Genomic DNA, 22,329 nt, shown 5'->3' on the forward strand with positions numbered 1-22,329 from the left:
TTGCGTCCATGCTATCATGCAAATGGTACTGTAAATATGCAGGTTGATGAAGAATTAAAAGGTCAAATTCATACAGAAATGATGAAAGCCATTTTAAGGTTTGAAATCAGAGAGAAGTAGTCAAGTGGTATGAAAAAAGGAGATACACAGTTTCATTTCATGTGCTATCTCCCTTGTGGTTTATATTGTCATATCAAGGTTCTTCAATCGTGGTAAATTCGTGGTAAAATGAATGTTTTTCAATTTTGAAATTGCTTATAAATGTAGTGTTTATGGGAATAATTCAAAATCTTATATAAAATTTAAGAAAAATAATTGACGGTAATCGCCGTTTGCATAAGCCCCAATCTGTCGGAGCGCGCCCCGTTCCGGGAGCTGCCCTAAACTAAAAATTGCTGTTTCTATTTCATCAACCATATTTAAAGCGGTGCCAGGCTCTAAAAGATTTTCTGCAATATAAGCATAGATACCGTCTAAATCACGATAGGCGCGGGCATAGAGTTTTACAGTAAATTTATCCAAAGTGTTTCCTCCGTAAAGAGGAAAGTGTTTCGCGTGCGTCCAACAAAACATCGTCCGCCGCATATTCCTTTTCTGCTTCACTGATTGCTACGTCTGTCCGCGCTGTTTCTATCATTTCCTCGTATGCCTCGATACTCATTACCACTAAATCCCCATAACCATTTTTTGTAATAAAAAGCGGCTCGCGTCTTGCATGGCAAAGCTCGGATATTTCTGTGGTATTTCTAAGGTCTGTAATCGGTCTAATCTGTGGCATAAATTTACGCCCCCCCTTTCTTGTATATAATTATAGCAGAATTATGTGCAAAATACAAGATTTCTATACCGACAAAAAATTTAAGTGTCATTCCTTTTTATCTTCCTGATACAATACCCGATACAGGGGGTGGTGTGGTATAAAAAAAGTTGACAGCTTATTCTCAAGGATTTCATAATAAAATCATGAGAATAAGGAGGTACTTAAAGTGGCACGTAAATATGACCATGAATACAAAGTACAGGCAGTAAAGCTGGCGAAAGAAATCGGTGGCGCTAAGGCTGCTAAAGAATTAGGGATCCCCGAAGGAACTATCCACACATGGCTTAAAGCAGTTAGAGCCGGCAGGCTGGATATCCGGGAAGGCTCCCATACCCCTGCCAGCGCCATGAGCCTGTCAGAAGAAATTACAATGCTGCGTAAGCGTCTCAAAGAACAGGATAAGGAAATCCGCCGCTTAAAGGAAGAAAACGAGTTCCTGGAAGAAGCCAGCGCTTTTTTCGCCGCCAGCCGTCGGAAGTCAGCAGAAACCAGAGAATGATCTTTCTGGCTCTCAAGACAGAGGATGGCAGATTCAAAGGGAAAATTGCATTTTATTGCCGTATGCTTGGGGGCAGCAGGCAAGGCTTCTATAAATATCTTGCCAATAAGGAGCGCCCGTGGAAGTATCAGGATCTGGCTGAGGCCATGAAAGAAATCGTCAGCGAGGACGAATGCAACGATACTTACGGGCGGGTCCGGATGTACCAGGCACTGCTGCTGAAACGGGAGTTCCATTGGGATGCTCAATTGGAAAAGTGTGTCACCGATATCACGGAGATTAAGGCGTTCGATGGGAAACTGTATGTATCCGCGATTTTCGACTGCTTTGATCTTGGCGTTCTCGGCCTGGCAATGGAAACGGACATGAAGGCGGAGCTGTGTGTCCATACTTTGGAGAACGCTCTCACCGCTTATCCGGCCCTGGAAGGCGCTATTATCCATAGTGACCGCGGAACGCAGCATACCAGCGAAGCCTACCGCAAATCGATCCGGGAACACCATATCCGCCAAAGCATGAACAGTACCGGAGGACGCTGCCATGATAACGCACGCTGTGAAAGTATGTGGGCCAGGATGAAGACCGAACTTCTCTATGACCGCTATAATACAGAGCAGATGACGGTAGAAGAATTAAAGGTACTCATCTGGAGATATTTCCTCAGCTACTGGAACAATCGGAGAATCTGCTCTGCCAATGGCGGCCTTCTTCCTATGATAAAACGCAAACAGTATTATGAGGCTTTGGAACTGGCAGCATAGTCCGTGATATCTTTGAGAAAAATGTGTCAACTAATATTGACAATATCATTCATACTGAATCGAAACGGATAAATCATCTTTTAAGCTCTAAACAAAAAGAGTTAGAAAAGCTGACCACCGTAACCGATAATCTTTATATGGATTGGCGTACCGGGAAAATCATAAAGGCAGAATACCGAAGAATGAAAGGCAAATTTGAAACACAGATTGAACAGCTTCAAGGAGTGATTGAACAGCTGGAACAGGAAAAAGAAGCCCTTGCTATGGGAGTGAACACCGACGAGCCGTATTTGACAACATTCCTCAAACACTAAAATATAAGCCACCTGGAACGTGGAATATTGGTTGAACTTGTTAATACCATTTACGTCCACGTAGGCGGCGAATTAACTAACGAATTTAACTTAGCAGACCAACACAGACGGGTGCTTGAATATATCGAGAGCAACCGCCGGGAGTTGGAAGTATTGGAAAGTAAAAGAGCTATCTGATTAGCCCCAAATGCTTTCCCGTTTTTTAGAAGCAAAGTTATGCATATATGAGTGCAGCAGTTTCCCCCTGGGAACACATTGGTCCGGTCTCCCCTTTATGGCCCTTATCGCCTTTCGGGCCGGTGGCCGGCACCTGGGTGTCAGATGCTCCTATGTACCAGTTGCATACTCACCGATGTAGATTTCCGGAATGAAGCTTGTTGTCTTTTCCATATGTATGTCCTCCTTGTTATTTGATAGCTGTATCCTATCAAGTGCAAGTGGGACTTGGAGGGACAACCTTGAAGTATTTTCTTTTTCTACCGGCAATCCTGATAAAAAGAGCTCCTTCTGCTACGTCCGTCTCCGTCTCAGAGCATCCCCCATGACTTCAGAATATATAGCCAGCCGGTAAGGGTAAACGCGCTGAAAAAAGTTGTCAGCATGATAACGCTTGATGACAATATGCCATCGTGACCCATATTCTTTGCCATCACAAAGCAGCTTACCGTCGTAGCAGACCCTAGCATGACAAGTATTGCGACGAGTTTCTCTTCGCGGAAGCCCATATGGATGGCTGCCGGCAAAAACAAAGCGCAGAACCCTACCAGTTTTAACACGGCGGCGGCAAGGGCAGGTCTCACTTTTGCGAAGGCCCTGCGGACATCAAAAGAGGCCCCCATCGCCATCAGGCCCATGGGCGTTGCCATTCCCGAGATGCTTGTAACAGTTTTTTCAATGATATGAGGCATCGGAATCTTAAGTGCAGACCATAAGAGTCCTGCTGTGATACCGATGATAATTGGATTTGTAACAATCCCCTGCAGCGTCATCTTTAGCACCTTGCTGTTCATCTTCTCACGTCCCGGACGAGAAACAGACAGCATAGCAACTGCCATAACATTATACAACGGCACGCTTCCTATTATCATGAGCGGCGCCATTCCTGCCGTTCCGTATATATTCTGCATAAATGCTATTCCCAGGAGGGCGGCACTGCTTCGATAGGAAGACTGGATAAATTCTCCTTGAATCGTTCTATCCTTCCATAAAAAAGAGACAGCCGCGGACATAGCTATGCTGGCAATAGTCGCAATAATACAGAACATAACAAACCTTGTATCCCAGACCTGGCTGAAATCCACCGTGGCAAGGTCATTGAATACAAGTACCGGGAGTGGGATAAGAAATACAAACCTATTCATTTTCGCTGCAAAATCGTCATCAATCCATCCGATATACTTGAGCAGCAATCCCAGAAGCATCAATATAAAAATAGGAACTGTCGCATTTAAACTAAAAATCAAATTTTCCATGTTACCTCCCTGGCCGGATTGGGGACACCCGAGATTTAATTGGGGACGGAGGTTTTTTAATTTTCCTCCGTCCCCAACTCGTTTTGCCGTGTCCCTCTTTAGAGAAATAATTTTTTGTATATATTATAATCTTCGTTTTTATACACATTTATCACTACACGTTCCACATTGGATGTGGATAAGTATTTATCTATTATGTGGATGGCGGTTTCTGCTGACAGCTTATTTGGAAAATGGAATTCTCCTGTCGAGATGCAGCAGAATGCGATAGATTTCAGATTGTGTCTTTCTGCCAGCTTCAGGCAGCTTTTGTAGCAGGATTTCAGCTGTTCTATCTGCTGAACGGTTACTTCCTTCCCTACTATCGGTCCTACCGTATGTATGACATGGCCGGCAGGCAGATTATATCCGCCCGTTACCTTTGCCTTTCCGGTTGGTTCTTCGTGTCCCTGCTCCTCCATTATCTGTGCACATTCGTTGCGAAGCTGAAGCCCTGCCGCGGAGTGGATGGCATTATCGATACATCCATGGCATGGGACGAAGCATCCCATCATCTGGGCGTTGGCGGCATTGACTATCGCATCTGCTCTGAGCCTGGTGATATCACCCTGCCAGAGAATGATCCGGTCTGCATTTTTAATTTCGGTACATGGATATTCGTCTCCGATTGCCGGGAGCTTCTTGATATCTACGACCCCTTTTTCTTCCAATTCCTCTCGGAGCAGTTCATCCTGTACTTTTAAGACTTCCGGGGACACCGGTCCGGGAAACCGGACGTTCATCAGGCTCCTTAAAAGCCTTCTTTTTTCCCGTATGTCAACAGGTCGCGGAATAGACGCATAACCCGGGTTTTCCGCGAGAAGCTGGTCAATCAAATAGTCTATCTTGTCTTCTCTGTTCATAACCCACCTCTTATCTTACATTAGATATATTGCTTTATGGCCGAATATGCTTCGTACAGTTCCTCGTATGTCATCCTGCAATTTGCCGGACTTGTAGACGGAAGCGCAACCGCGGCGATTCCTGTCTTTGGCAGACAGTACCGCTTATACAGTTGGGCTGCCTTCGTGCCAGTGGTAAACACTGCCTGTATCGGTGCATGTTTCAATATGATATCCAAGTCATTCGCCACGGGATTGCGGATGCTGCTGTCATCCGCGCCTTTTATCTCACAGCCTGCCAGCACATCCCACACTGCAATCTTATATTTCAGGGCAAATGCCGTCTTTTCCTCTTTCGTATGCGGCTGCGGCGCCCCGCATACATCTGGGACCACTTTCCAGAACCGGTTCCTTGGATGTCCATAATAGAAACCAGCCTCCCTGGATTTGGGAGATGGCATCGTGCCAAGCATCAATATACGGGATTGCTCATTATAAATAGGCTGAAAATTATGTGTAATATATTCCTGCTGCATCTTCATATCTCCTGTCTGTATAAGGTCAGCTGGCAGAGGAACACAAGGCTAATAACTGCCAATTGACGTCAATCATTTATACTATACAGCATCACGCCTGGCGCGTCAAACCGTATGGTGTCAATTCGTGAAATCTTAAACTTTTATTGAGTAAATTTACTCATTATGCTATACTTCTTACAAACGTACTAATCACAAAGGGGCATTCCTGAGTGAAAAGGCGCACAGAAAGTTCGATTTAACAAGGGGATACTATCCTCTGACGAAGGTCTGCGCCTGTAGGTGCAGATTTTTTATTTCCTACGATATTCTTCCAGAGGTGATATATGAAAGAGCTCATCGATAAGCTGCAGGAAAGCAAGGCTTTATCCAAACATGAATGGACCGTACTGATTGAGGGGCGGTCGCCAGAACTTGCTGAATATCTGTTCCGGCAGGCACGCAGCGTACGCCACAGGTATTACGGACGGGATGTATATGTCCGGGGACTGATTGAATTTACCAATTATTGCAAAAATGACTGCCTCTACTGCGGTATCCGTAAAAGCAACCTGAAGGCGTCCCGATACAGGCTGTCCAAGGAGGAGATACTCTCCTGCTGCAAAACAGGTTATAGCCTGGGGTTCCGCACTTTTGTACTTCAAGGTGGGGAAGATGCCGGTTATGACGATGCAAGGCTATGTGACATCATATCCGCTATAAAGACGGGCTGGCCGGACTGTGCTATTACTTTATCTGTCGGGGAACGCAGCTATGACAGTTATAAGGCTCTCCGTGACGCAGGCGCAGACCGTTACCTTCTCCGTCATGAAACATACGATGCAGAGCACTACGCAAAGCTGCATCCGCCCTTGTTGAAAGCGGCAGACCGTCAGGATTGCCTCTGGAACCTGAAAAAAGCCGGTTATCAGGTGGGGACCGGCTTCATGGTCGGCTCTCCTTACCAGACAGCCGGACATCTTGCAGAGGATATGATGTTTATAAAGGAACTAGATCCCCAGATGGTTGGCATCGGCCCATTCATTCCCCACCATGACACGCCATTTGCCGGACAGCCCTCCGGCACGCTGGAACTTACATTATTTATGCTCGGTCTGCTGAGGCTCATGATTCCCAAGGTGCTTCTGCCCGCCACGACAGCGCTTGGAACGATTCATCCACAAGGGCGGGAACTTGGTATCCAGGCGGGCGCCAATGTTGTCATGCCAAATCTGTCTCCTACATCTGTCCGGAAAGATTATGCGCTCTATGACAACAAGATCTGTACCGGCGATGAGGCTGCGGAGTGCAGGAACTGCCTGGAGCGCCGTATGGAATCAATCGGATATCATGTAGTTACCGCTCGTGGTGACTCACTGAATAAATAACTTAAAATCTTATAAAATAATGGAGGTAATGTACTATGTATGATGTAAATTCAAAACATGCGGATGATTTCATCAATCAAGAAGAAATCCTGGAAACGCTGGCTTATGCCGACGAGAACAAAAACAACCTTGCATTGATCGAGTCACTTATCGAGAAGGCAAAGCTGAGAAAGGGGCTGACCCACCGTGAAGCTTCTGTTCTGCTCGCCTGTGAAGATGCGGATATGAACGAAAAAATCTTCCGTCTGGCAGAACAGATTAAAAAGGATTTTTATGGAAACCGGATTGTTCTGTTTGCCCCGCTCTATCTTTCCAATTACTGCATCAACGGCTGTACATACTGTCCATATCATATGAAGAACAAGCATATCGCCCGCAAGAAGCTCACACAGGAAGAAATCCGCAAAGAAGTCATCGCCCTGCAGGACATGGGACATAAGCGGCTTGCCCTTGAGGCCGGCGAAGACCCGGTACGCAATACCATGGAGTATTATCTTGACTGTATCAACACCATTTACAGCATCAAACATAAAAACGGCGCGATCCGAAGGGTAAATATCAACATCGCCGCTACCACGGTAGATAACTACAGGTTATTAAAAGAAGCAGGAATCGGCACCTATATCCTCTTCCAGGAAACATATCACAAAGAAAGTTACCTGCAGCTTCATCCGACCGGACCAAAGCATGATTACAACTATCATACGGAAGCCATGGACCGCGCCATGGAAGGCGGCATAGATGATGTGGGCGTCGGCGTATTGTTCGGTCTCGACAAATTCCGCTATGAGTTTGCGGGGCTGCTCATGCATGCTGAGCATCTGGAAGCTGCGTTCGGAGTCGGCCCACATACTATCAGCGTGCCACGCCTGAGAAATGCGGACGATATCGATGCCGATGCATTTACAAATGGTATTGATGACGACACCTTCGCCAAAATAGTTGCCTGTATACGAATCGCCGTGCCTTATACAGGTATGATCATCTCCACACGTGAAAGCCAGAAAACGCGTGAAAGAGTGCTCCATCTCGGCATCTCGCAAATCAGCGGCGGTTCCAGGACGAGCGTAGGCGGCTACTGCGAACCGGAGCCGGAAGACGAGAAATCCGAACAGTTCGATGTCATCGACAACCGTACGCTTGATGAGGTCGTACGCTGGCTTATGGAGATGGACTATCTGCCAAGCTTCTGTACCGCCTGTTATCGTGAAGGCCGTACAGGCGACCGCTTCATGTCTCTTTGCAAGAGCGGGCAGATACAGAACTGCTGCCATCCAAATGCTTTGATGACGCTGGAAGAATACCTGATGGATTACGCATCACCCGAAACGAAAGCCATCGGTGACAAATTGATAGATAAAGAAGTCTTAAACGTACCAAACGAAAAAGCCCGACAAGTCGTACTCGAAAACCTTCGCCTCATACGCGAAAACAATCGGCGAGACTTCCGGTTTTAATTGGGGTTTAATTGGGGACGGGGTTTTTTTAGAAAACCTCCGTCCCCAATTAAAATATCCTTGTCCCTTTTTCAATTTACCATGTCCCTGACGGAAAGGAATTATATATGAGTTTAAACAGCACCCCTTCTTCCGAACGTACCCATATCGGTATCTTCGGAAAGCGCAATGCTGGCAAATCCAGCATTATCAATGCTCTTACCGGGCAGAACCTGGCCATCGTATCGGATGTGAAAGGTACGACTACCGATCCTGTTCTCAAGGCAATGGAGCTTCTCCCACTCGGCCCGGTCGTAATGATTGACACACCCGGTCTTGATGACGAAGGCGAACTGGGAGCCCTCCGAATTCAAAAAGCTTATCAGGTATTGAATAAAACAGATATTGCGATACTTGTTGTCGACGGAACTGTCGGGATGACCAGAGAAGACTATTCGATTTTAAATCGTATAAAAGAAAAGGGTATCCCATCCGTCATCGTCTTAAACAAGGCAGATATCGCTATACCCGGGCGGTTTACGGATGCCACATCACTTGGACTGGGCCCAGAGGATTATTTTATGTGGGTTAGCGCATCCGATAAGAGTAATATATTTGAATTAAAAGAACTAATCGCAACACTTGCTCCTACAGATGACCTTAAGCTAAGAATTGTCGGCGATCTTATCAAGCCTTCTGACTTTATAATACTCGTCGTACCAATTGACAAGGCCGCTCCAAAGGGACGCCTCATATTACCTCAGCAGCAGACCATACGCGATATCCTAGAAGCTGATGCCGCTGCCATCGTCATAAAAGAAAATGAATTAGCCCACACCCTATCCACGCTTGAGAAACGCCCGGCAATGGTCATTACTGACAGCCAGGTATTTGGGAAAGTATCAAAAGAAACACCGGAAGATATTCCACTTACATCGTTCTCAATCTTGTTTGCAAGATATAAAGGCAGTTTAAGAACAGTGGTAGACGGTGCCAGGACATTAGATACACTGGAGGACGGAGATACGGTTCTCATCGCCGAAGGATGTACACATCACAGACAGTGCGATGATATAGGTACCGTAAAGCTGCCTCGGCTGATTCAGAATTACACAGGGAAAAATATCACCTTTGAATTTGCAAGCGGTACAGAATTCCCGATAGACTTATCCACATATAAGCTGGCAATCCACTGCGGCGGCTGTACCTTAAACGAACGCGAAATGAAATACCGCCTGAAATGCGCAGAAGATGCACAATTGCCAATAACGAACTACGGAATCGCCATAGCACATATGAATGGGATACTGGAACGGAGCATTGAAATATTCCCGGAATTCTAAAAAGGGACACCCTATTTTTAATTGGGGACGGAGGAAAATTAAAAAACCTCCGTCCCCAATTTCTTCAGAACTTCTAAAACTTGCCGTGATATTCTTTATAAATTCTTCAGAAATGCTACAATACATCTTTATTTCTTTTCGTTACAATATTCATATCAAATTAAAACACTATCTTTTCCTAAGGGGGATTTTGATATGAAGGCAATGGCAAAGAAAATTGAAAGCTCTGTTTTATCACTCAGTCCTTTTACTGAACTAAACTATGAACGTACGTATTCTATTGATTCCTTAATTCTGATGTTTTTCGCTTTCTCCGGCATCGGCTGGATTTGGGAGGTATTTTTACATATCATTGAAGACGGCATGATTATAAACCGCGGCGTTATGACAGGTCCATGGCTCCCTATATATGGTATGGGCGGCGTCTTGATGCTGGTGGTTCTGAAGCGCTGGAGAAACCGTCCTATGCAGCTGCTCTGCATGATTATGGGATTATGCGGAGTGATTGAATATGTAACAAGCCTTATGCTGGAAACATTATTTGGGGCCAGATGGTGGGATTACAGCGATATGTTCCTTAACATCAACGGCAGGGTTTGTGTGGAAGGTCTTGTGATATTCGGTATCGGCGGTCTTTTCTTTATATATATCATCGCCCCTAAAATGGACAACCTGCTGCAAAGGTTTTCAGCTAGGTCTAAATTCATCGTGTGTGTATTTTTGACCGCTGTATTTCTGGGCGACCTAGTGCACATGTTTATAGCACCTAATATGGGATTCGGTATAACTTCATAAGCAGAGCAAATGCAGGCCGGCCAAAAGCAACACCCTTCGATTTGGCAACTGCAATTCCTTCCGCCTGCCTCTGCCGGATATTCTCACGTTCTATCTGGGCCACATACGACAGTAACTGTAGTACGATATCTGCGATAAACTTACCGGTAAGTCCGTTTACCTGATTCCTCGTATCCAGCAGCGGAAAATCTATGACGACGGTATCAACATCTTTCTTTTTCGTCAGGAGCCTCCATTGTTCTATAATCTCATCATAATTTTTCCCCAGCCGGTCGATCGACTTCACAAACACCACGTCACCAGCGCGCAGCCCGTTTACCATCTTCCGATAATTCGGCCGGTCAAAGTCTTTTCCTGACTGCTTGTCTATGTATATGTTTTCCTGTGGCACTGGCACCCTTTCCAACGCTGCAATCTGACGTCCGATGTTCTGTTCCTTGCTCGATACCCTGACATAACCATAGCATATTCTATCCATTCCAATCTTTCCTTCTCCGTATATAATATCGAAAATGAGAGTATTATATATTTCCAAATATTACCATATGTTATGATATAAAACAGTTATTATAATAGAATGTTATTATAATATAAAGTGGCGGAGCGCCTGCAGGCGCTCCGCCACTTTATATTATATCAACATATTTCTTATCTATGCACAACTATCTGTCCAAGCACTTCACCGATTGGTGCCGCAATTGTCAGGTCTGCGCCGACTTCCTTTGCCGTAGCACTTTTGTTGATCACTACGAGGTGGCCGCCTCTGAAATAGTCGATAAATCCCGCCGACGGGTATACTATAAGCGACGTGCCGCCAATAATCAGCGTATCCGCCTCGCAGATTGCCTTAATACTTTTTGATATGACCGCCGCGTTCAGACTTTCCTCATAAAGTACGACATCCGGCTTGATGAGCCCGCCGCACCCGCACCTTGGGATGCCGTCTGCCTGCTTGACATATGATGCCTCATAGGACATTCCACAATTTTGGCAATAGTTTCTGTGGATACTGCCGTGAAGTTCCAGTACATTCCTGCTTCCGGCGGCCTGATGCAGCCCGTCAATATTCTGAGTCACGATTGCCGTCAGCTTTCCTGCCTCCTCCAGTTCCGCCAGTTTCTTATGGGCCGGGTTCGGCTCTGCATCCAGAAACATCATCTTCTCCTTATAAAACTCATAAAAATCTTCTGTATTTCTCGTAAAAAAGCTGTGGCTCACTATCTGCTCCGGTGAATATTTGTACTTCTGCCTGTAAAGTCCATCTGCACTTCTGAAATCCGGAATACTACTCTCTGTAGATACCCCCGCGCCTCCGAAAAATACGATGCGGCTGCTCTCATCGATAATCTCCTGAAGTCTCCTTACATCCTCATCCATGGTATTACCTCCTGTCGGTTTTTCATAAATATTGAACTTTCATTGGTCTGCCTGCATTTCCATTACCTGACTCAATTACACTGTACTTCTATTATAGCGCAAAAAAACCATGCTGCAATTGTTTAAATACAGCATGGTCTCTATAATCTTCTATCTGCGGCTTGTCTCCTTATTTGCTGCCTTTATCCAGTCTATCACTTCGAGCAGGCTGCCCATCCGGGCTGTTATCCCGTCCAGGACTTCTTCCGGTATATCTGTTTCATCCGGAATATATATAATATATCCCCCGGCCGCCTTGCCCGCCATGACTCCTGCAGTACTGTCCTCCAGCACAAGGCATTCGCAAGAGCTGCATCCGAGCTCTTCGGCTGCTTTCCAGAAAATGTCCGGCTCCGGCTTGCTCTTTTCCACCACATCTCCACAGATGCAGGCCGTCAGGTACTCATAAGCCCCTGCACGTCTGATGATATCCACAGCCCTATCATGAGCGGTAGATGTGGCAACTGCCATCGGAATCTGCTCTTCCTTCAGAAAGTTCATCAATTCAAACAGCCCCTTTTTGATTGGTATGCCGTCTCTCTCCGTAAGCATTTCAAAAAATTCATGCTTTACTTCCTTCACATATTCATAATCCACATCCGGTCCAAGTGCTTCAGAAAATAATCTTCTTATCTGCGCCGGGTTCCCGCCCCTGAAACTTTCAATAAGCCTGTCATCGATATCCAGATTCAGCTTCTCCCCGGCCATCCGCCATGTCACGGTAGACAGGTGTTCCGTATCGAACATCGTACCGTCCATATCAAATATTACGCCTCTTACCATCTGCCCTCTCCTGCCATCTGTACACTGTTTTCTTAGCTCCTGCTGCCGCTCCCGCCATCACGGTGCTGGCTGTAGCCGCAGAAGAATTCATCAAGAGCATCCAGCGTCTTGACCAGTACCGGAATCTCATCTTCGCTGAGCTTATCCAAAATAGCCTGTGTCATCTGGCGATGGTAGTCTTCATGGTGCCTGTATGCGCTTACTCCCTTATCCGTCAGCTTCACATACACGACCCTTCTGTCTTCCTCGCTTCTCCTGCGCTCCACGTACTTTTTATTCACAAGGCTGTTCATGGCAGTCGTGAGAGAGCCTACGGTGATGCCGAGCCTGCGGGCTATCGCAGACATATTATTACCGTCCCCGAGGCCGACCGCCTCTATCACATGCATGTCATTATTCGTCAGGTCTTTGAACTCCTCTGTAATTATCGCCTTTTCCTCGAGCTCCCATATCTCATTGATCAAGTTCACCAGTATATGGTTAATTGTCTTATAAGCGTTTTCCATCTTACGCTCCCTCTTTGTATACCATCAACATTTACCTGTCTACCATTATACCCTCTCAGGCAGAAGAGAATCAATAACTTCTTTTACGGTTTCTATCCGGTCTGCTTTATATGCATTGGCTCCGCAGAACAGAAGCGCGTCTTCCACTTCTCCCCTGGCCGCATGGATAAGCGCGTCCGTAATGCAATACGGAATCTCGTCCGGGCTGCATTTGTGAATGCAGCCGTGGCATGGGCTGTGAGGTATTCTCTTCCCTGAAAGCACCTGCTCCATAAATGCATTTCTAATTGCTCTCCCCGGCATACCGACCGGGCTTTTTACGATAACGATATCTTCTTTCCCGGCTTTTAAGTATGCTTCTTTATAGCGGATGTCCGCGTCACACTCCTCTGTGGTGACGAACCTGCTGGCCACCTGGATGGCATCTGCTCCAAGGGAAAATGCATGCGCAGCCTGGGCTGCTGTCTCTATTCCCCCTGCGATGGCGACAGGTATCTTATGGCCATATCTGTCTTCATATCCCTTTACCGTGTCCATAATCCTCAGAATCTCGGCATCATAGGATTCTCCTCCGAACAGCTCCAACTGTTCCCGTGTAAACCCCAGATGCCCTCCGGCCTTTGGCCCCTCGATAACAAGCAGGTCAGGGACACGTTTATATTTTCTGTCCCAGTATTTTAAAATTACCTGTGCTGATTTATCCGTGGAGACGATGGGTGCCAGCTTAACCGCCGAATCACCTGCAATCTTCGGAAGCTCCGTGGGAAGGCCCGCTCCAGAGATGATCAAGTCCGCCCCCGCCTCTATCGCGGCACGTACGTATGCCTCATAATGGCGCATCGCCACCATGATGTTGAAACCGATTACTCCATGGGGCGCAGCCTGCCTGGCCTTATCATACTCCTTCCGGATTGCCCGCAGGTTTGCTTCCAGCGTGTTCCTGTCAAAATCAGGTTCTTTAAAACCAATCTGGGCGGCAGAGATAATCCCTGTACCGCCCTCTCGTGCCACAGCCCCGGCCAGGCCGCCCAGGCTGATTCCAACGCCCATGCCGCCTTGTATGACCGGTACCTCTGCTTTGATGTTTCCCATTATCAATGGTGCTGTTTTCATCGTGATATCTCCTACATTCTACGGAACCGCATATATCTGCGCTCTGTCAGCTCATCTTCCGACATCTGCCCATAAGTTCCGAGAAATCCCTCCATATATTTCTTAAGCTCAGACGTAACCTCTCTCAGGTTCTGTATCGTATAGTGTACCGGCTCTTTTACGATACGCTCGACGATTCCCGCCTCGAGCAGGTCTCCGGCTGTAAGCTTCATCACCTCTGCAGCCTCTTTTGCCCGCGTGCTGTCCTTCCACAGAATGCTCGCAAATCCTTCCGGGGACAGGATAGAGTACACCGAGTTCTCCAGCATCCATACTTCATCTGACGTCGCCATGGCAAGAGCTCCGCCGCTGCCGCCTTCTCCTATGATGACGGATAAAACTGGCACCTTGAGCGCGGACATTTCATATATGCTTCTGGCAATCGCCTCGCCCTGTCCCCGCTCTTCTGCCTCCAGCCCGCAGAACGCGCCGGGCGTATCCACGAAGCAGATAACAGGACGGCGGAACTTCTCCGCCTGTTTCATGAGCCGTTGCGCTTTCCGATATCCGTCCGGAGACGGCATTCCAAAATTACGTTCGATATTTTCCTTCGTATTCGTACCCTTGGCCTGGGCAATAACGGTCACGGGACGTCCTTCAAACCTTCCTACTCCCCCGATAATCGCCTTGTCGTCTGCAAAGCACCGGTCGCCGTGGAACTCTATAAAGTCTGTAAACATGGTCCGGATGTAATCTTCTCCGACCGGACGGTCTTTCATCCTCGATATCTCCACCCGGTCCCATACCGACGCTACTTTGTTATATTGATCTGGAATGTTATCCTTTCGCTGCATTCCTTCCGTACTGGGTTCCGTCTTCCCCCAGCCGGCGTGGAGCTTCAGGATACGAGAAAGTGTGCCTTTGAGCTCAGGCCGCTCTATAATCCCATCTATGAATCCATGTGCAAGCAGAAACTCGGAACGCTGGAATCCTTTCGGCAGCTTCTGGCCGATCGTCTGCTCGATAACCCTCGGCCCGGCAAATCCGATGAGGGCGCCCGGTTCCGCCAGGATGATATCTCCCAGCATGGCAAAGCTGGCTGTCACGCCCCCAGTCGTCGGATCCGTCAGCACGCTGATATACAGCTGCCCGGCATCACTGTGCCGTTTCAGTGCAGCGGACGTCTTTGCCATCTGCATGAGGGAAGTGATGCCTTCCTGCATCCTGGCACCGCCGGAACAGGCAAATATAATGACCGGAAGCTTTTCCTTCGTCGCCCGCTCCACTGCCCTTGCTATCTTCTCTCCGACAACCTCTCCCATGCTGGCCATGAGAAAGCGTCCGTCACATACCCCGATTACGGCTTCCGTGCCGTCTATGCAGGCTCTGCCCGTAATGACCGCCTCTTCCAGTCCAGTCTTCTCCTTCAGAGCTTCCAGCTTCTCTTCATATCCTTTGTAGTCCAGAGGATTCCTTGTCGTAAGTCCTTTGTCCCATTCTTCAAATGTTCCTTCATCAGCTACCATCTCTATCCTGCGGTATGCATGTACCCGGAAATAGCCTCCACATTTTGGACAGATGTAGCCACCTGCTTTTACATCTTCTGTAATGATAGCCTGGCCGCATCGATTACATTTTCTCAAAAGTCCCCGAGGCACTTCCGGCTTGGCCGCCTTAAGCGAGATGTAATTCTTCCGGCTGGAAGAAAGCCTTGTCTTCTTGAACATATTTTCCAATTTCATAGGAGCTCACCTTTACATTTTCTCGATAAATTCAATATCAATGTTGCCTGCCTGATAATCAGGATGGCCTAATAATTCATACTGGTAGTCTACATTCGTATCGATTCCCTCGATAATCACTTCTCCGAGGGCACTCTGCATCTTACGTATCGCTTCCTTACGGTTCTTGGCCCATACGATGAGCTTTGCTACCATGGAGTCGTAGAAAGGCGGAATGGTATAGCCGCTGTAGATGGCTGAATCTATGCGGATCCCTTTGCCTCCCGGAAGATACATATCTGTAATCGTGCCAGGGGACGGGCGGAATCCTTTCGCCGGATTCTCTGCGTTGATCCTGCACTCGATTGCATAGCCGGAAAGCTGTATCTCATCCTGCGTATAGGAAAGGGGTCTGCCGGACGCGATACGTATCTGTTCTTTAATCAAATCAATGCCGGTAACCCATTCGGTTACGGGATGTTCTACCTGAATGCGTGTGTTCATTTCCATAAAGTAAAAGTTCCCACTTTTCTCCAGCAGAAATTCTATCGTTCCGGCGTTGACATATCCTGCCGCCTTGGCCGCCTTGACCGCCGCGTCACCCATCTTCTTCCTGAGATTTTCATCCAGCGCGACGGAAGGGGATTCCTCTATCATCTTCTGGTGGTTCCTCTGGATAGAGCAGTCACGCTCTCCGAGGTGTATCACATGTCCCTGGCTGTCCGCTAATATCTGGAACTCGATATGTCTTGGCTGTTGTACAAAGTGCTCGATATACATCGTATTATCGCCAAACGCCATCTGCGTCTCTTTCTGGGCAGTCTGGAATGCCTGGGGGAATTCCTCCGGCGTCTCTGCCACCCGCATCCCTTTGCCGCCTCCGCCGAGGGCCGCCTTCACGATAACCGGATATCCGATCTGGGCTGCTATGCCGGCACCTGTGTCCGCATCATATATAGGTTCTGTACTTCCCGGAATGACCGGCACGCCTGCCGCAGTCATGGTATTTCTCGCTTCCTGCTTGTTCCCGAGTCTGGCGATTACATCGGAGCCCGGGCCGATGAACGTTATATTGCACTGTTCACACAGTTCTGCAAATTTGCTGTTCTCGGACAGGAATCCAAATCCCGGGTGGATAGCGTCTGCGCCCGTAATTATCGTTGCGCTGATAATGCGGTCCATGCTCAGGTAGCTCTCGCTCGACGGAGCAGGTCCGATGCATACGGCCTCGTCGGCCAGCTGCGTATGGAGGGCATCTTTATCTGCTTCTGAATATACAGCCACCGTCTCAATTCCCATCTCCCGGCATGCACGGATGATACGCACCGCAATCTCCCCACGGTTGGCAATCAATATCTTCTTCATCATGTAACTCACCTATCCAATCATAAATGTCAGTTCCGCGCTTACGACGGTCTTGCCGTCCACGGATGCTACAGCTTCTCCCACGCCGACAGGACCCTTCTGCCTGATGATCTTCGTCTCCAGGCGCACCTTGTCTCCCGGTATGATTTTTCCTTTGAACTTACATTTGTTAATTCCACCAAAATAAGCGATCTTGCCCTGGTTCGCGTCCTGGCTCAGGATAGCCACTGCTCCCACCTGCGCAAGCGCCTCTACGGTAAGAACGCCCGGCATCACCGGTTCCTGCGGGAAGTGGCCTGCAAAGAAGTCCTCCCTGTATGTGACACATTTATAGCCGACGGCATACTGTCCCGGCTCGTAATCCTCGATATAGTCAACCAGAAGAAACGGGTGACGGTGAGGGATGATATCCTTAATCTGACTGATGTCCAAATGATTCATATTTCCTCCTTGGGGACGTGATCTTTTTCAAAAGGGTTACGTCCCAAATTGAACTTTGCCCTGTACCCAAATTAACGGATGCAGAACAATGGCTGGCCGTATTCTACTGCCTGGCCGTTTTCTACATAGATTTCTACGATTGTGCCGTCGTAGTCACTTTCTATCTCGTTCATCAATTTCATTGCCTCTACAATTGCCAGTGTCTGCCCTTTTTTTACGGTATCGCCTACTGACACGAAGGCTTCGGCCTCTTCTGACGGTGCTGTGTAGAAGGTCCCTACAAGGGGGGATTCTACAATCTTTCCGATGGACTGGGCCGACGGAGCGGCTGCTTCAGGCTCTTCCTTTTGTACCGTGGCGCTCTGGGCAGGAGCTGCCATTGGGCCTCCCGCAGGTGCCTCGGCTATGGCGGCCTGCCCGGCTGCCACGACGTGTACTTGGTCCTGTTTCTTCGTGAGATGGATCTTCACTTCGTTTTCTTCGTATTTTAATCCGGTCAGTTCTGACTCTGATACAGCTTTTATAAGTGATAGCAGATTTTCAATTTCCATATTATACAAGTCCTTTCTAACCTTCAAATTTCTTTACTAATAAGGTTGCATTATGCCCTCCGAATCCAAGGGAATTGGTAAGCACATATGTGACATCCTTCTCTATCGGCGCTCCGACCGCGTAATTTAAATCGCACGCTTCGTCTACCGTCTCTGTACCGGCCGTCTGATGGATGAATCCGTCCTGTATGGACTTCACGCAGGTGATGAACTCCACCCCGCCGGCTGCTCCGAGGAGATGGCCGATCATTGATTTGGTGGAGTTGATTACGGCCTTTTTCGCCGCATCGCCCAGCGCCAGCTTGATAGCCCGTGTCTCGAACAGGTCATTGTGGTGGGTGCTTGTTCCGTGTGCATTGATATAATCTATCTGTGACGGTCTGATTCCGCCCTCCTCTATTGCCAGGGCCATTGCCTTTGCAGCACCCCCTCCGTCCTCTGCCGGTGACGTGATGTGGTACGCATCCCCGGTGGAACCATAGCCCGCTACTTCCGCATATATTCTGGCGCCTCGTTTTTGGGCATGCCCCAGCTCTTCCAGCATGACAACACCTGCACCCTCGCCGAGTACGAATCCATTTCTGTCTCTGTCAAATGGGATAGAAGCACGCTTCGGGTCTGTGGATGTAGAGAGCGCGGTCAGGCTCGTAAAGCCCGCCACACCTGTCGGACAGATACAGCTCTCCGTCCCTCCTGCAATCATTATGTCGGCATCCCCGTACTGGATTGCCCGATAAGCGTCCCCGATACAGTTCGTGCCCGACGCGCAGGCCGTCACCACATTGGTACATTTCCCTTTGAATCCGAGCTGTATGGAAATGTTACCGGCCGCCATATTGGAAATCATAAGAGGCACCATGAGCGGATTCACCCGGCCCGGCCCCTTCTCATGAATCTTCGTATGCTCCTGTTCCACACGCTGCAGGCTGCCGATGCCTGATCCTACGATGACTCCCGCGCGGTAGGGATCTTCCTGCTCGATAGCAAGCCCTGAATCCTTATATGCTTCCAGAGCTGCGGCTACTGCATACTGGGAAAATAATTCCATCCTTTTTGCAGCTTTGAAATCCATATGGTCTTTTGCAGAGAAATCTTTTACCTCCGCCGCAAGCTTCACCTTATATTCTGTTGTATCAAACTTCGTTATCTCTCCGATGCCGACCTTTGTCTCCTTGATACCGGACCAGAACTCTTCTACAGAATTTCCTATCGGAGTCACTGCTCCCAGCCCTGTAACCACAACTCTTTTCTTCATATCGATGTCTCCCTCTATCTATCTGCACTTATGCTACATTACCATGCCGCCGTCGACGTGGATGACCTGTCCGGTAATATAACCGGACGACTCTGATGCGAGAAATGCCGCCAGCCTCGCCACATCTTGGGGCCTTCCGAACCTTCCGAGCGGTATCTGGGATACCGTCGCCTCTTTAACCTTCTCCGGCAGGGCATCTGTCATGTCTGTCTCGATAAATCCGGGCGCAATGGCGTTCACCGTAATGCCACGGGACGCCAGCTCCTTTGCAGCCGCCTTCGTAAGCCCGATGATGCCCGCTTTGGACGACGCATAGTTTGCCTGGCCGGCATTGCCGGCAACGCCTACCACTGAGGACAGGTTGATAATCCTGCCGCTCTTCTGCTTCAGCATCTGCCGAGAAGCGAAACGAATCGTATTGAACGCTCCTTTTAAGTTGACATCAACTACTTTGTCGAAGTCTTCCTCGGACATCTTCATCAACAGTCCGTCCTTTGTAATGCCAGCATTATTGACGAGAATATCCAGGCTTCCATACTGCTTCACGATACCATGAACCAGCTCTTCACATTTGGCAAAGTCAGAAACATTGCACTGATATATCTCTGCCCTTCCGCCTCTGCCCCCTATCTCCTGCTTCAGATCCATCGCCTTATCCCGGGAGCCATTATAGTTAATCACTACCGTGGCACCACTTTTGGCAAGTTCCAGGGCAATTGCCTTTCCAATGCCACGCGATCCTCCTGTGACAAGTGCTACTTTTCCTTCCATGCCGTGCCTCCTTCTAATCCATGCAAGCGCTGATCACTGTCTCCATATCAGCCCATTCTGCAATGTTATATACCGTTACAGACCGGTTAATCTTCTTCATGAATCCGGCCAGCGTCCTGCCAGGCCCGATTTCTATAAATGTGTCCACCCCGTCTGCTATCATCGTCTCTACACTCTGCTGCCAGCGCACCGGCATGCTTACCTGTTCCGCCAGCAGCGCTTTTGTCTGTGCGATGTCCGTCACCTTTTTGGCGGTCACGTTCGTCACATACGGTACCGTCAGCTCGTGCGGCTCAACTTTTTCCAGTTCTGCCGCAAGCCTGCGGCCTGCGTCCTTCAGCATCGGCGAATGGAACGGGCCGCTTACGTTAAGCGCGACCGCTCTTTTCGCCCCCGCAGCTTTCAATGCCTCACAGGCCTCTTCCACCGCTTTTGTTTCTCCGGTAATGACAATCTGCCCCGGGCAGTTATAATTGGCAATCGTAACCCCGGCCGTATCATTGATCACCTGCTCAATGGCTTCCCCGGACATACCGAGGATAGCGGCCATGGCTCCCTCTCCCGCCGGCACGGTGTTCTGCATCAGTATGCCGCGCCTACGCACAAGACGGATAGCGTCCATGACATCCATCCCTCCTGCCGCTGCGACGGCGCAATACTCACCAAGGCTTAAGCCTGCGGTGACAGTTGGGGTCAGGCCCCTTACGTTCCTTCCGTTAACAGCTGAACCAATGGACGAAAATTCCTCCCGAAAGGGGCCTGACCCCTTTGTCACATCTTTCAAGGCTTCTGTGATGGCAAGGCACGTCGTCACAAGTGCCGCCTGTGTATATTCTGTCAGATCAAGTTTTTCATTTTCCTCGAAGCACAGTGCTTTCATGTCCAGACCGAGCGCCTCGGAGGCTTTCTCGTATATGTCCCGGGCAATGGGGCTGTTCTCATAGAAATCTGCGCCCATCCCTGCTTTCTGGGAACCCTGTCCCGGATAGATATATGCAATCTTACTCATATACTTTCGCTCCCTTTACCAGTGCGTCTGTCTCGCTCACCAGCTTCTGAATCAACTCTTTGCAGGACATTCTTTCTTTTACCATGCCTGCAATCTGTCCTGCCATGACGCTACCGTTCTTCACATCGCCGTCCACGACCGCTTTCCTCAGGCCGCCCAGCGTAAGGTACTCCAGTTCTTCAAAACTTGCTCCGTTATTTTCCAGTTCGATATATTTCTTTGTCATCTCATTGCGAAGAGCCCGCACCGGATGCCCGGTCGTCCTGCCTGTCACTCTGGAATCGATATCCTTCGCCTTGATGATTCTCTCTTTGTAATTGTCATGTACGATGGATTCATCTGTCACTACAAAATGTGTCCCCATCTGTATCCCCTGCGCACCGAGCATAAATGCCGCAGCCGCGCCTCTGCCGTCCGCGATGCCTCCCGCAGCGATGACAGGGATATGTACCGCATCCACGATCTGCGGCACGAGCACCATCGTCGTATTCTCGCCGATATGCCCGCCTGCTTCGCATCCTTCTGCCACGACGGCGTCTGCGCCGCAGCGTTCCATACGTTTTGCAAGGGCTACAGAAGCAACCACAGGAATCACCTTCACTCCTGCCTCTTTCCACATCTTCATGTATTTTTCAGGATTACCAGCCCCGGTTGTGACAACTTTCACGCCTTCTTCTACGATTACCTTTGCCACTTCATCCGCATATGGGCTCATGAGCATGATATTCACCCCGAATGGCTTATCCGTCAGCTTCTTTGCCTCTCTGACCTGGTCTCTCACCCAGTCAGCCGGAGCACTTGCCGCACCGATAAGTCCAAGTCCGCCGGCCTCGGATACTCCTGCTGCCAGATGATATTCGGCGACCCAGGCCATGCCTCCCTGGATGATCGGATATTCAATTCCCAATAATCTGGTTACTTCTGTCTTCATACTGCCAACCTCGCTTTATTCGTTCTGTTTATTTGTGTGTTTCTACGTATTTGATAACATCGCCGACTGTAGCAATCTGCTCCAGGTCTTCCGTCGGAATCTCCACGCCGAACTCTTCCTCCAGCGCCATCACCAGCTCGAATAAGTCAAGAGAGTCTGCGCCAAGGTCATCTTTGAAGGAAGAAGCCTCTGTAATCGTGCTCTCCTCTACTCCTAAGTTTTCTGCTACCATTGATTTAATCTTTTCAAACATCGTCGTTCTCC

The 22,329-nt window shown here is 48.6% G+C and carries 28 protein-coding genes; 8 read left to right on the forward strand and 20 right to left on the reverse strand.

Annotation, left to right across the window (positions count from 1 at the left end; all coding sequences use genetic code 11):
- On the forward strand, nt 1-120 hold the full coding sequence (locus E1963_RS15990) for a helix-turn-helix domain-containing protein (protein WP_479686853.1): 120 nt from the start codon (nt 1-3) through the stop codon (nt 118-120).
- Nucleotides 121-291: 171 nt separating this feature from the next.
- Here E1963_RS15990 and E1963_RS15995 read toward each other — a convergent pair whose 3' ends face one another.
- Complete coding sequence (locus E1963_RS15995; RefSeq protein ID WP_243117769.1) at nt 292-522, reverse strand: type II toxin-antitoxin system RelE/ParE family toxin; 231 nt, start codon at nt 520-522, stop codon at nt 292-294.
- On the reverse strand, nt 515-778 hold the full coding sequence (locus E1963_RS16000; RefSeq protein WP_132280129.1) for a type II toxin-antitoxin system prevent-host-death family antitoxin: 264 nt from the start codon (nt 776-778) through the stop codon (nt 515-517). The genes E1963_RS15995 and E1963_RS16000 overlap by 8 nt, the downstream gene beginning before the upstream one ends.
- 208 nt (nt 779-986) lie before the next feature.
- On the opposite strand from E1963_RS16000, the gene E1963_RS16005 reads away from it, so the two are divergent.
- Genes E1963_RS16005 through E1963_RS16015 form a run of 3 tightly spaced genes read left to right on the forward strand, consistent with a single transcriptional unit; the run spans nt 987 to nt 2,394 of the window.
- Nucleotides 987-1,319, forward strand: a complete 333-nt coding sequence (locus E1963_RS16005) for a transposase (protein ID WP_132280132.1) — start codon at nt 987-989, stop codon at nt 1,317-1,319.
- Nucleotides 1,316-2,080, forward strand: coding sequence for an IS3 family transposase (locus E1963_RS16010; protein WP_132280135.1), 765 nt, complete (start codon nt 1,316-1,318; stop codon nt 2,078-2,080). The genes E1963_RS16005 and E1963_RS16010 overlap by 4 nt, the downstream gene beginning before the upstream one ends.
- Before the next feature lie 23 nt (nt 2,081-2,103).
- Nucleotides 2,104-2,394 (forward strand): hypothetical protein, encoded by a 291-nt coding sequence (locus E1963_RS16015; protein WP_132280138.1) that lies wholly within the window; start codon nt 2,104-2,106, stop codon nt 2,392-2,394.
- A gap of 327 nt (nt 2,395-2,721) precedes the next feature.
- Here E1963_RS16015 and E1963_RS19795 read toward each other — a convergent pair whose 3' ends face one another.
- From E1963_RS19795 to E1963_RS16030, 4 genes are all read right to left on the reverse strand, one after another.
- On the reverse strand, nt 2,722-2,880 hold the full coding sequence (locus E1963_RS19795; protein ID WP_167482227.1) for a hypothetical protein: 159 nt from the start codon (nt 2,878-2,880) through the stop codon (nt 2,722-2,724).
- Nucleotides 2,881-2,921: 41 nt separating this feature from the next.
- Nucleotides 2,922-3,866 carry an AEC family transporter gene (locus E1963_RS16020; protein ID WP_132280141.1) on the reverse strand — a complete coding sequence of 315 codons (945 nt, stop codon included), beginning with the start codon at nt 3,864-3,866 and terminating at the stop codon, nt 2,922-2,924.
- A gap of 98 nt (nt 3,867-3,964) precedes the next feature.
- Nucleotides 3,965-4,768 carry a protein-ADP-ribose hydrolase gene (locus E1963_RS16025; RefSeq protein ID WP_132280144.1) on the reverse strand — a complete coding sequence of 268 codons (804 nt, stop codon included), beginning with the start codon at nt 4,766-4,768 and terminating at the stop codon, nt 3,965-3,967.
- A 20-nt stretch (nt 4,769-4,788) separates the two neighbouring features.
- On the reverse strand, nt 4,789-5,283 hold the full coding sequence (locus E1963_RS16030) for a DNA-deoxyinosine glycosylase (protein ID WP_132280147.1): 495 nt from the start codon (nt 5,281-5,283) through the stop codon (nt 4,789-4,791).
- Nucleotides 5,284-5,609: 326 nt separating this feature from the next.
- Here E1963_RS16030 and hydE point away from each other — a divergent pair, with 326 nt between their 5' ends.
- From hydE to E1963_RS16050, 4 genes are all read left to right on the forward strand, one after another.
- A complete protein-coding gene (gene hydE, locus E1963_RS16035) occupies nt 5,610-6,650 on the forward strand; it encodes a [FeFe] hydrogenase H-cluster radical SAM maturase HydE (protein ID WP_132280150.1) in 1,041 nt (346 codons plus the stop codon).
- 35 nt (nt 6,651-6,685) lie between these two features.
- Entirely contained in the window at nt 6,686-8,107 is a 1,422-nt protein-coding gene (gene hydG / locus E1963_RS16040) for a [FeFe] hydrogenase H-cluster radical SAM maturase HydG (RefSeq protein WP_132280153.1), read from the forward strand.
- 107 nt (nt 8,108-8,214) lie between these two features.
- The gene (gene hydF, locus E1963_RS16045) at nt 8,215-9,429 is read left to right on the forward strand and encodes a [FeFe] hydrogenase H-cluster maturation GTPase HydF (RefSeq protein WP_132280156.1); all 1,215 of its coding nucleotides are present in this window, start codon (nt 8,215-8,217) and stop codon (nt 9,427-9,429) included.
- Between the two features lie 195 nt (nt 9,430-9,624).
- The gene (locus E1963_RS16050) at nt 9,625-10,224 is read left to right on the forward strand and encodes a putative ABC transporter permease (protein WP_132280159.1); all 600 of its coding nucleotides are present in this window, start codon (nt 9,625-9,627) and stop codon (nt 10,222-10,224) included.
- On the opposite strand, the gene E1963_RS16055 is transcribed toward E1963_RS16050, so the two are convergent.
- The 14 genes from E1963_RS16055 to E1963_RS16120 all read right to left on the reverse strand — a co-directional run bounded on the left by E1963_RS16055 (nt 10,196) and on the right by E1963_RS16120 (nt 22,318).
- The gene (locus E1963_RS16055) at nt 10,196-10,702 is read right to left on the reverse strand and encodes a recombinase family protein (RefSeq protein ID WP_132280162.1); all 507 of its coding nucleotides are present in this window, start codon (nt 10,700-10,702) and stop codon (nt 10,196-10,198) included. The genes E1963_RS16050 and E1963_RS16055 overlap by 29 nt on opposite strands.
- A gap of 170 nt (nt 10,703-10,872) precedes the next feature.
- Nucleotides 10,873-11,601, reverse strand: a complete 729-nt coding sequence (locus E1963_RS16060; RefSeq protein WP_132280165.1) for an NAD-dependent protein deacylase — start codon at nt 11,599-11,601, stop codon at nt 10,873-10,875.
- 150 nt (nt 11,602-11,751) lie between these two features.
- A complete protein-coding gene (locus E1963_RS16065; RefSeq protein ID WP_132280168.1) occupies nt 11,752-12,423 on the reverse strand; it encodes an HAD family hydrolase in 672 nt (223 codons plus the stop codon).
- Between the two features lie 32 nt (nt 12,424-12,455).
- Nucleotides 12,456-12,929, reverse strand: a complete 474-nt coding sequence (locus E1963_RS16070) for a MarR family winged helix-turn-helix transcriptional regulator (RefSeq protein ID WP_132280171.1) — start codon at nt 12,927-12,929, stop codon at nt 12,456-12,458.
- A 45-nt stretch (nt 12,930-12,974) separates the two neighbouring features.
- Nucleotides 12,975-14,042 carry an NAD(P)H-dependent flavin oxidoreductase gene (locus E1963_RS16075; protein ID WP_132280174.1) on the reverse strand — a complete coding sequence of 356 codons (1,068 nt, stop codon included), beginning with the start codon at nt 14,040-14,042 and terminating at the stop codon, nt 12,975-12,977.
- An 11-nt stretch (nt 14,043-14,053) separates the two neighbouring features.
- Nucleotides 14,054-15,763, reverse strand: coding sequence for an acetyl-CoA carboxylase carboxyltransferase subunit alpha (locus E1963_RS16080; RefSeq protein ID WP_132280177.1), 1,710 nt, complete (start codon nt 15,761-15,763; stop codon nt 14,054-14,056).
- Nucleotides 15,764-15,775: 12 nt separating this feature from the next.
- Complete coding sequence (locus E1963_RS16085) at nt 15,776-17,110, reverse strand: acetyl-CoA carboxylase biotin carboxylase subunit (RefSeq protein ID WP_132280180.1); 1,335 nt, start codon at nt 17,108-17,110, stop codon at nt 15,776-15,778.
- 9 nt (nt 17,111-17,119) lie between these two features.
- Nucleotides 17,120-17,548, reverse strand: coding sequence for a 3-hydroxyacyl-ACP dehydratase FabZ (fabZ, locus tag E1963_RS16090; RefSeq protein ID WP_132280183.1), 429 nt, complete (start codon nt 17,546-17,548; stop codon nt 17,120-17,122).
- A 71-nt stretch (nt 17,549-17,619) separates the two neighbouring features.
- Nucleotides 17,620-18,099 (reverse strand): acetyl-CoA carboxylase biotin carboxyl carrier protein, encoded by a 480-nt coding sequence (gene accB / locus E1963_RS16095; RefSeq protein WP_132280186.1) that lies wholly within the window; start codon nt 18,097-18,099, stop codon nt 17,620-17,622.
- Between the two features lie 16 nt (nt 18,100-18,115).
- The gene (fabF, locus tag E1963_RS16100) at nt 18,116-19,354 is read right to left on the reverse strand and encodes a beta-ketoacyl-ACP synthase II (protein WP_132280189.1); all 1,239 of its coding nucleotides are present in this window, start codon (nt 19,352-19,354) and stop codon (nt 18,116-18,118) included.
- 33 nt (nt 19,355-19,387) lie between these two features.
- Nucleotides 19,388-20,125, reverse strand: a complete 738-nt coding sequence (fabG, locus tag E1963_RS16105; protein ID WP_132280192.1) for a 3-oxoacyl-[acyl-carrier-protein] reductase — start codon at nt 20,123-20,125, stop codon at nt 19,388-19,390.
- 13 nt (nt 20,126-20,138) lie between these two features.
- A complete protein-coding gene (fabD, locus tag E1963_RS16110) occupies nt 20,139-21,134 on the reverse strand; it encodes an ACP S-malonyltransferase (protein WP_132280195.1) in 996 nt (331 codons plus the stop codon).
- A complete protein-coding gene (gene fabK / locus E1963_RS16115) occupies nt 21,127-22,065 on the reverse strand; it encodes an enoyl-[acyl-carrier-protein] reductase FabK (RefSeq protein ID WP_117770676.1) in 939 nt (312 codons plus the stop codon). Before fabK ends, fabD begins: the two co-directional genes overlap by 8 nt.
- A gap of 28 nt (nt 22,066-22,093) precedes the next feature.
- Nucleotides 22,094-22,318, reverse strand: a complete 225-nt coding sequence (locus E1963_RS16120) for an acyl carrier protein (protein WP_132280198.1) — start codon at nt 22,316-22,318, stop codon at nt 22,094-22,096.
- Nucleotides 22,319-22,329 lie beyond the last annotated feature (11 nt).

It is taken from the genome of Extibacter muris, assembly GCF_004345005.1.
GTDB lineage: Bacteria > Bacillota > Clostridia > Lachnospirales > Lachnospiraceae > Extibacter > Extibacter muris.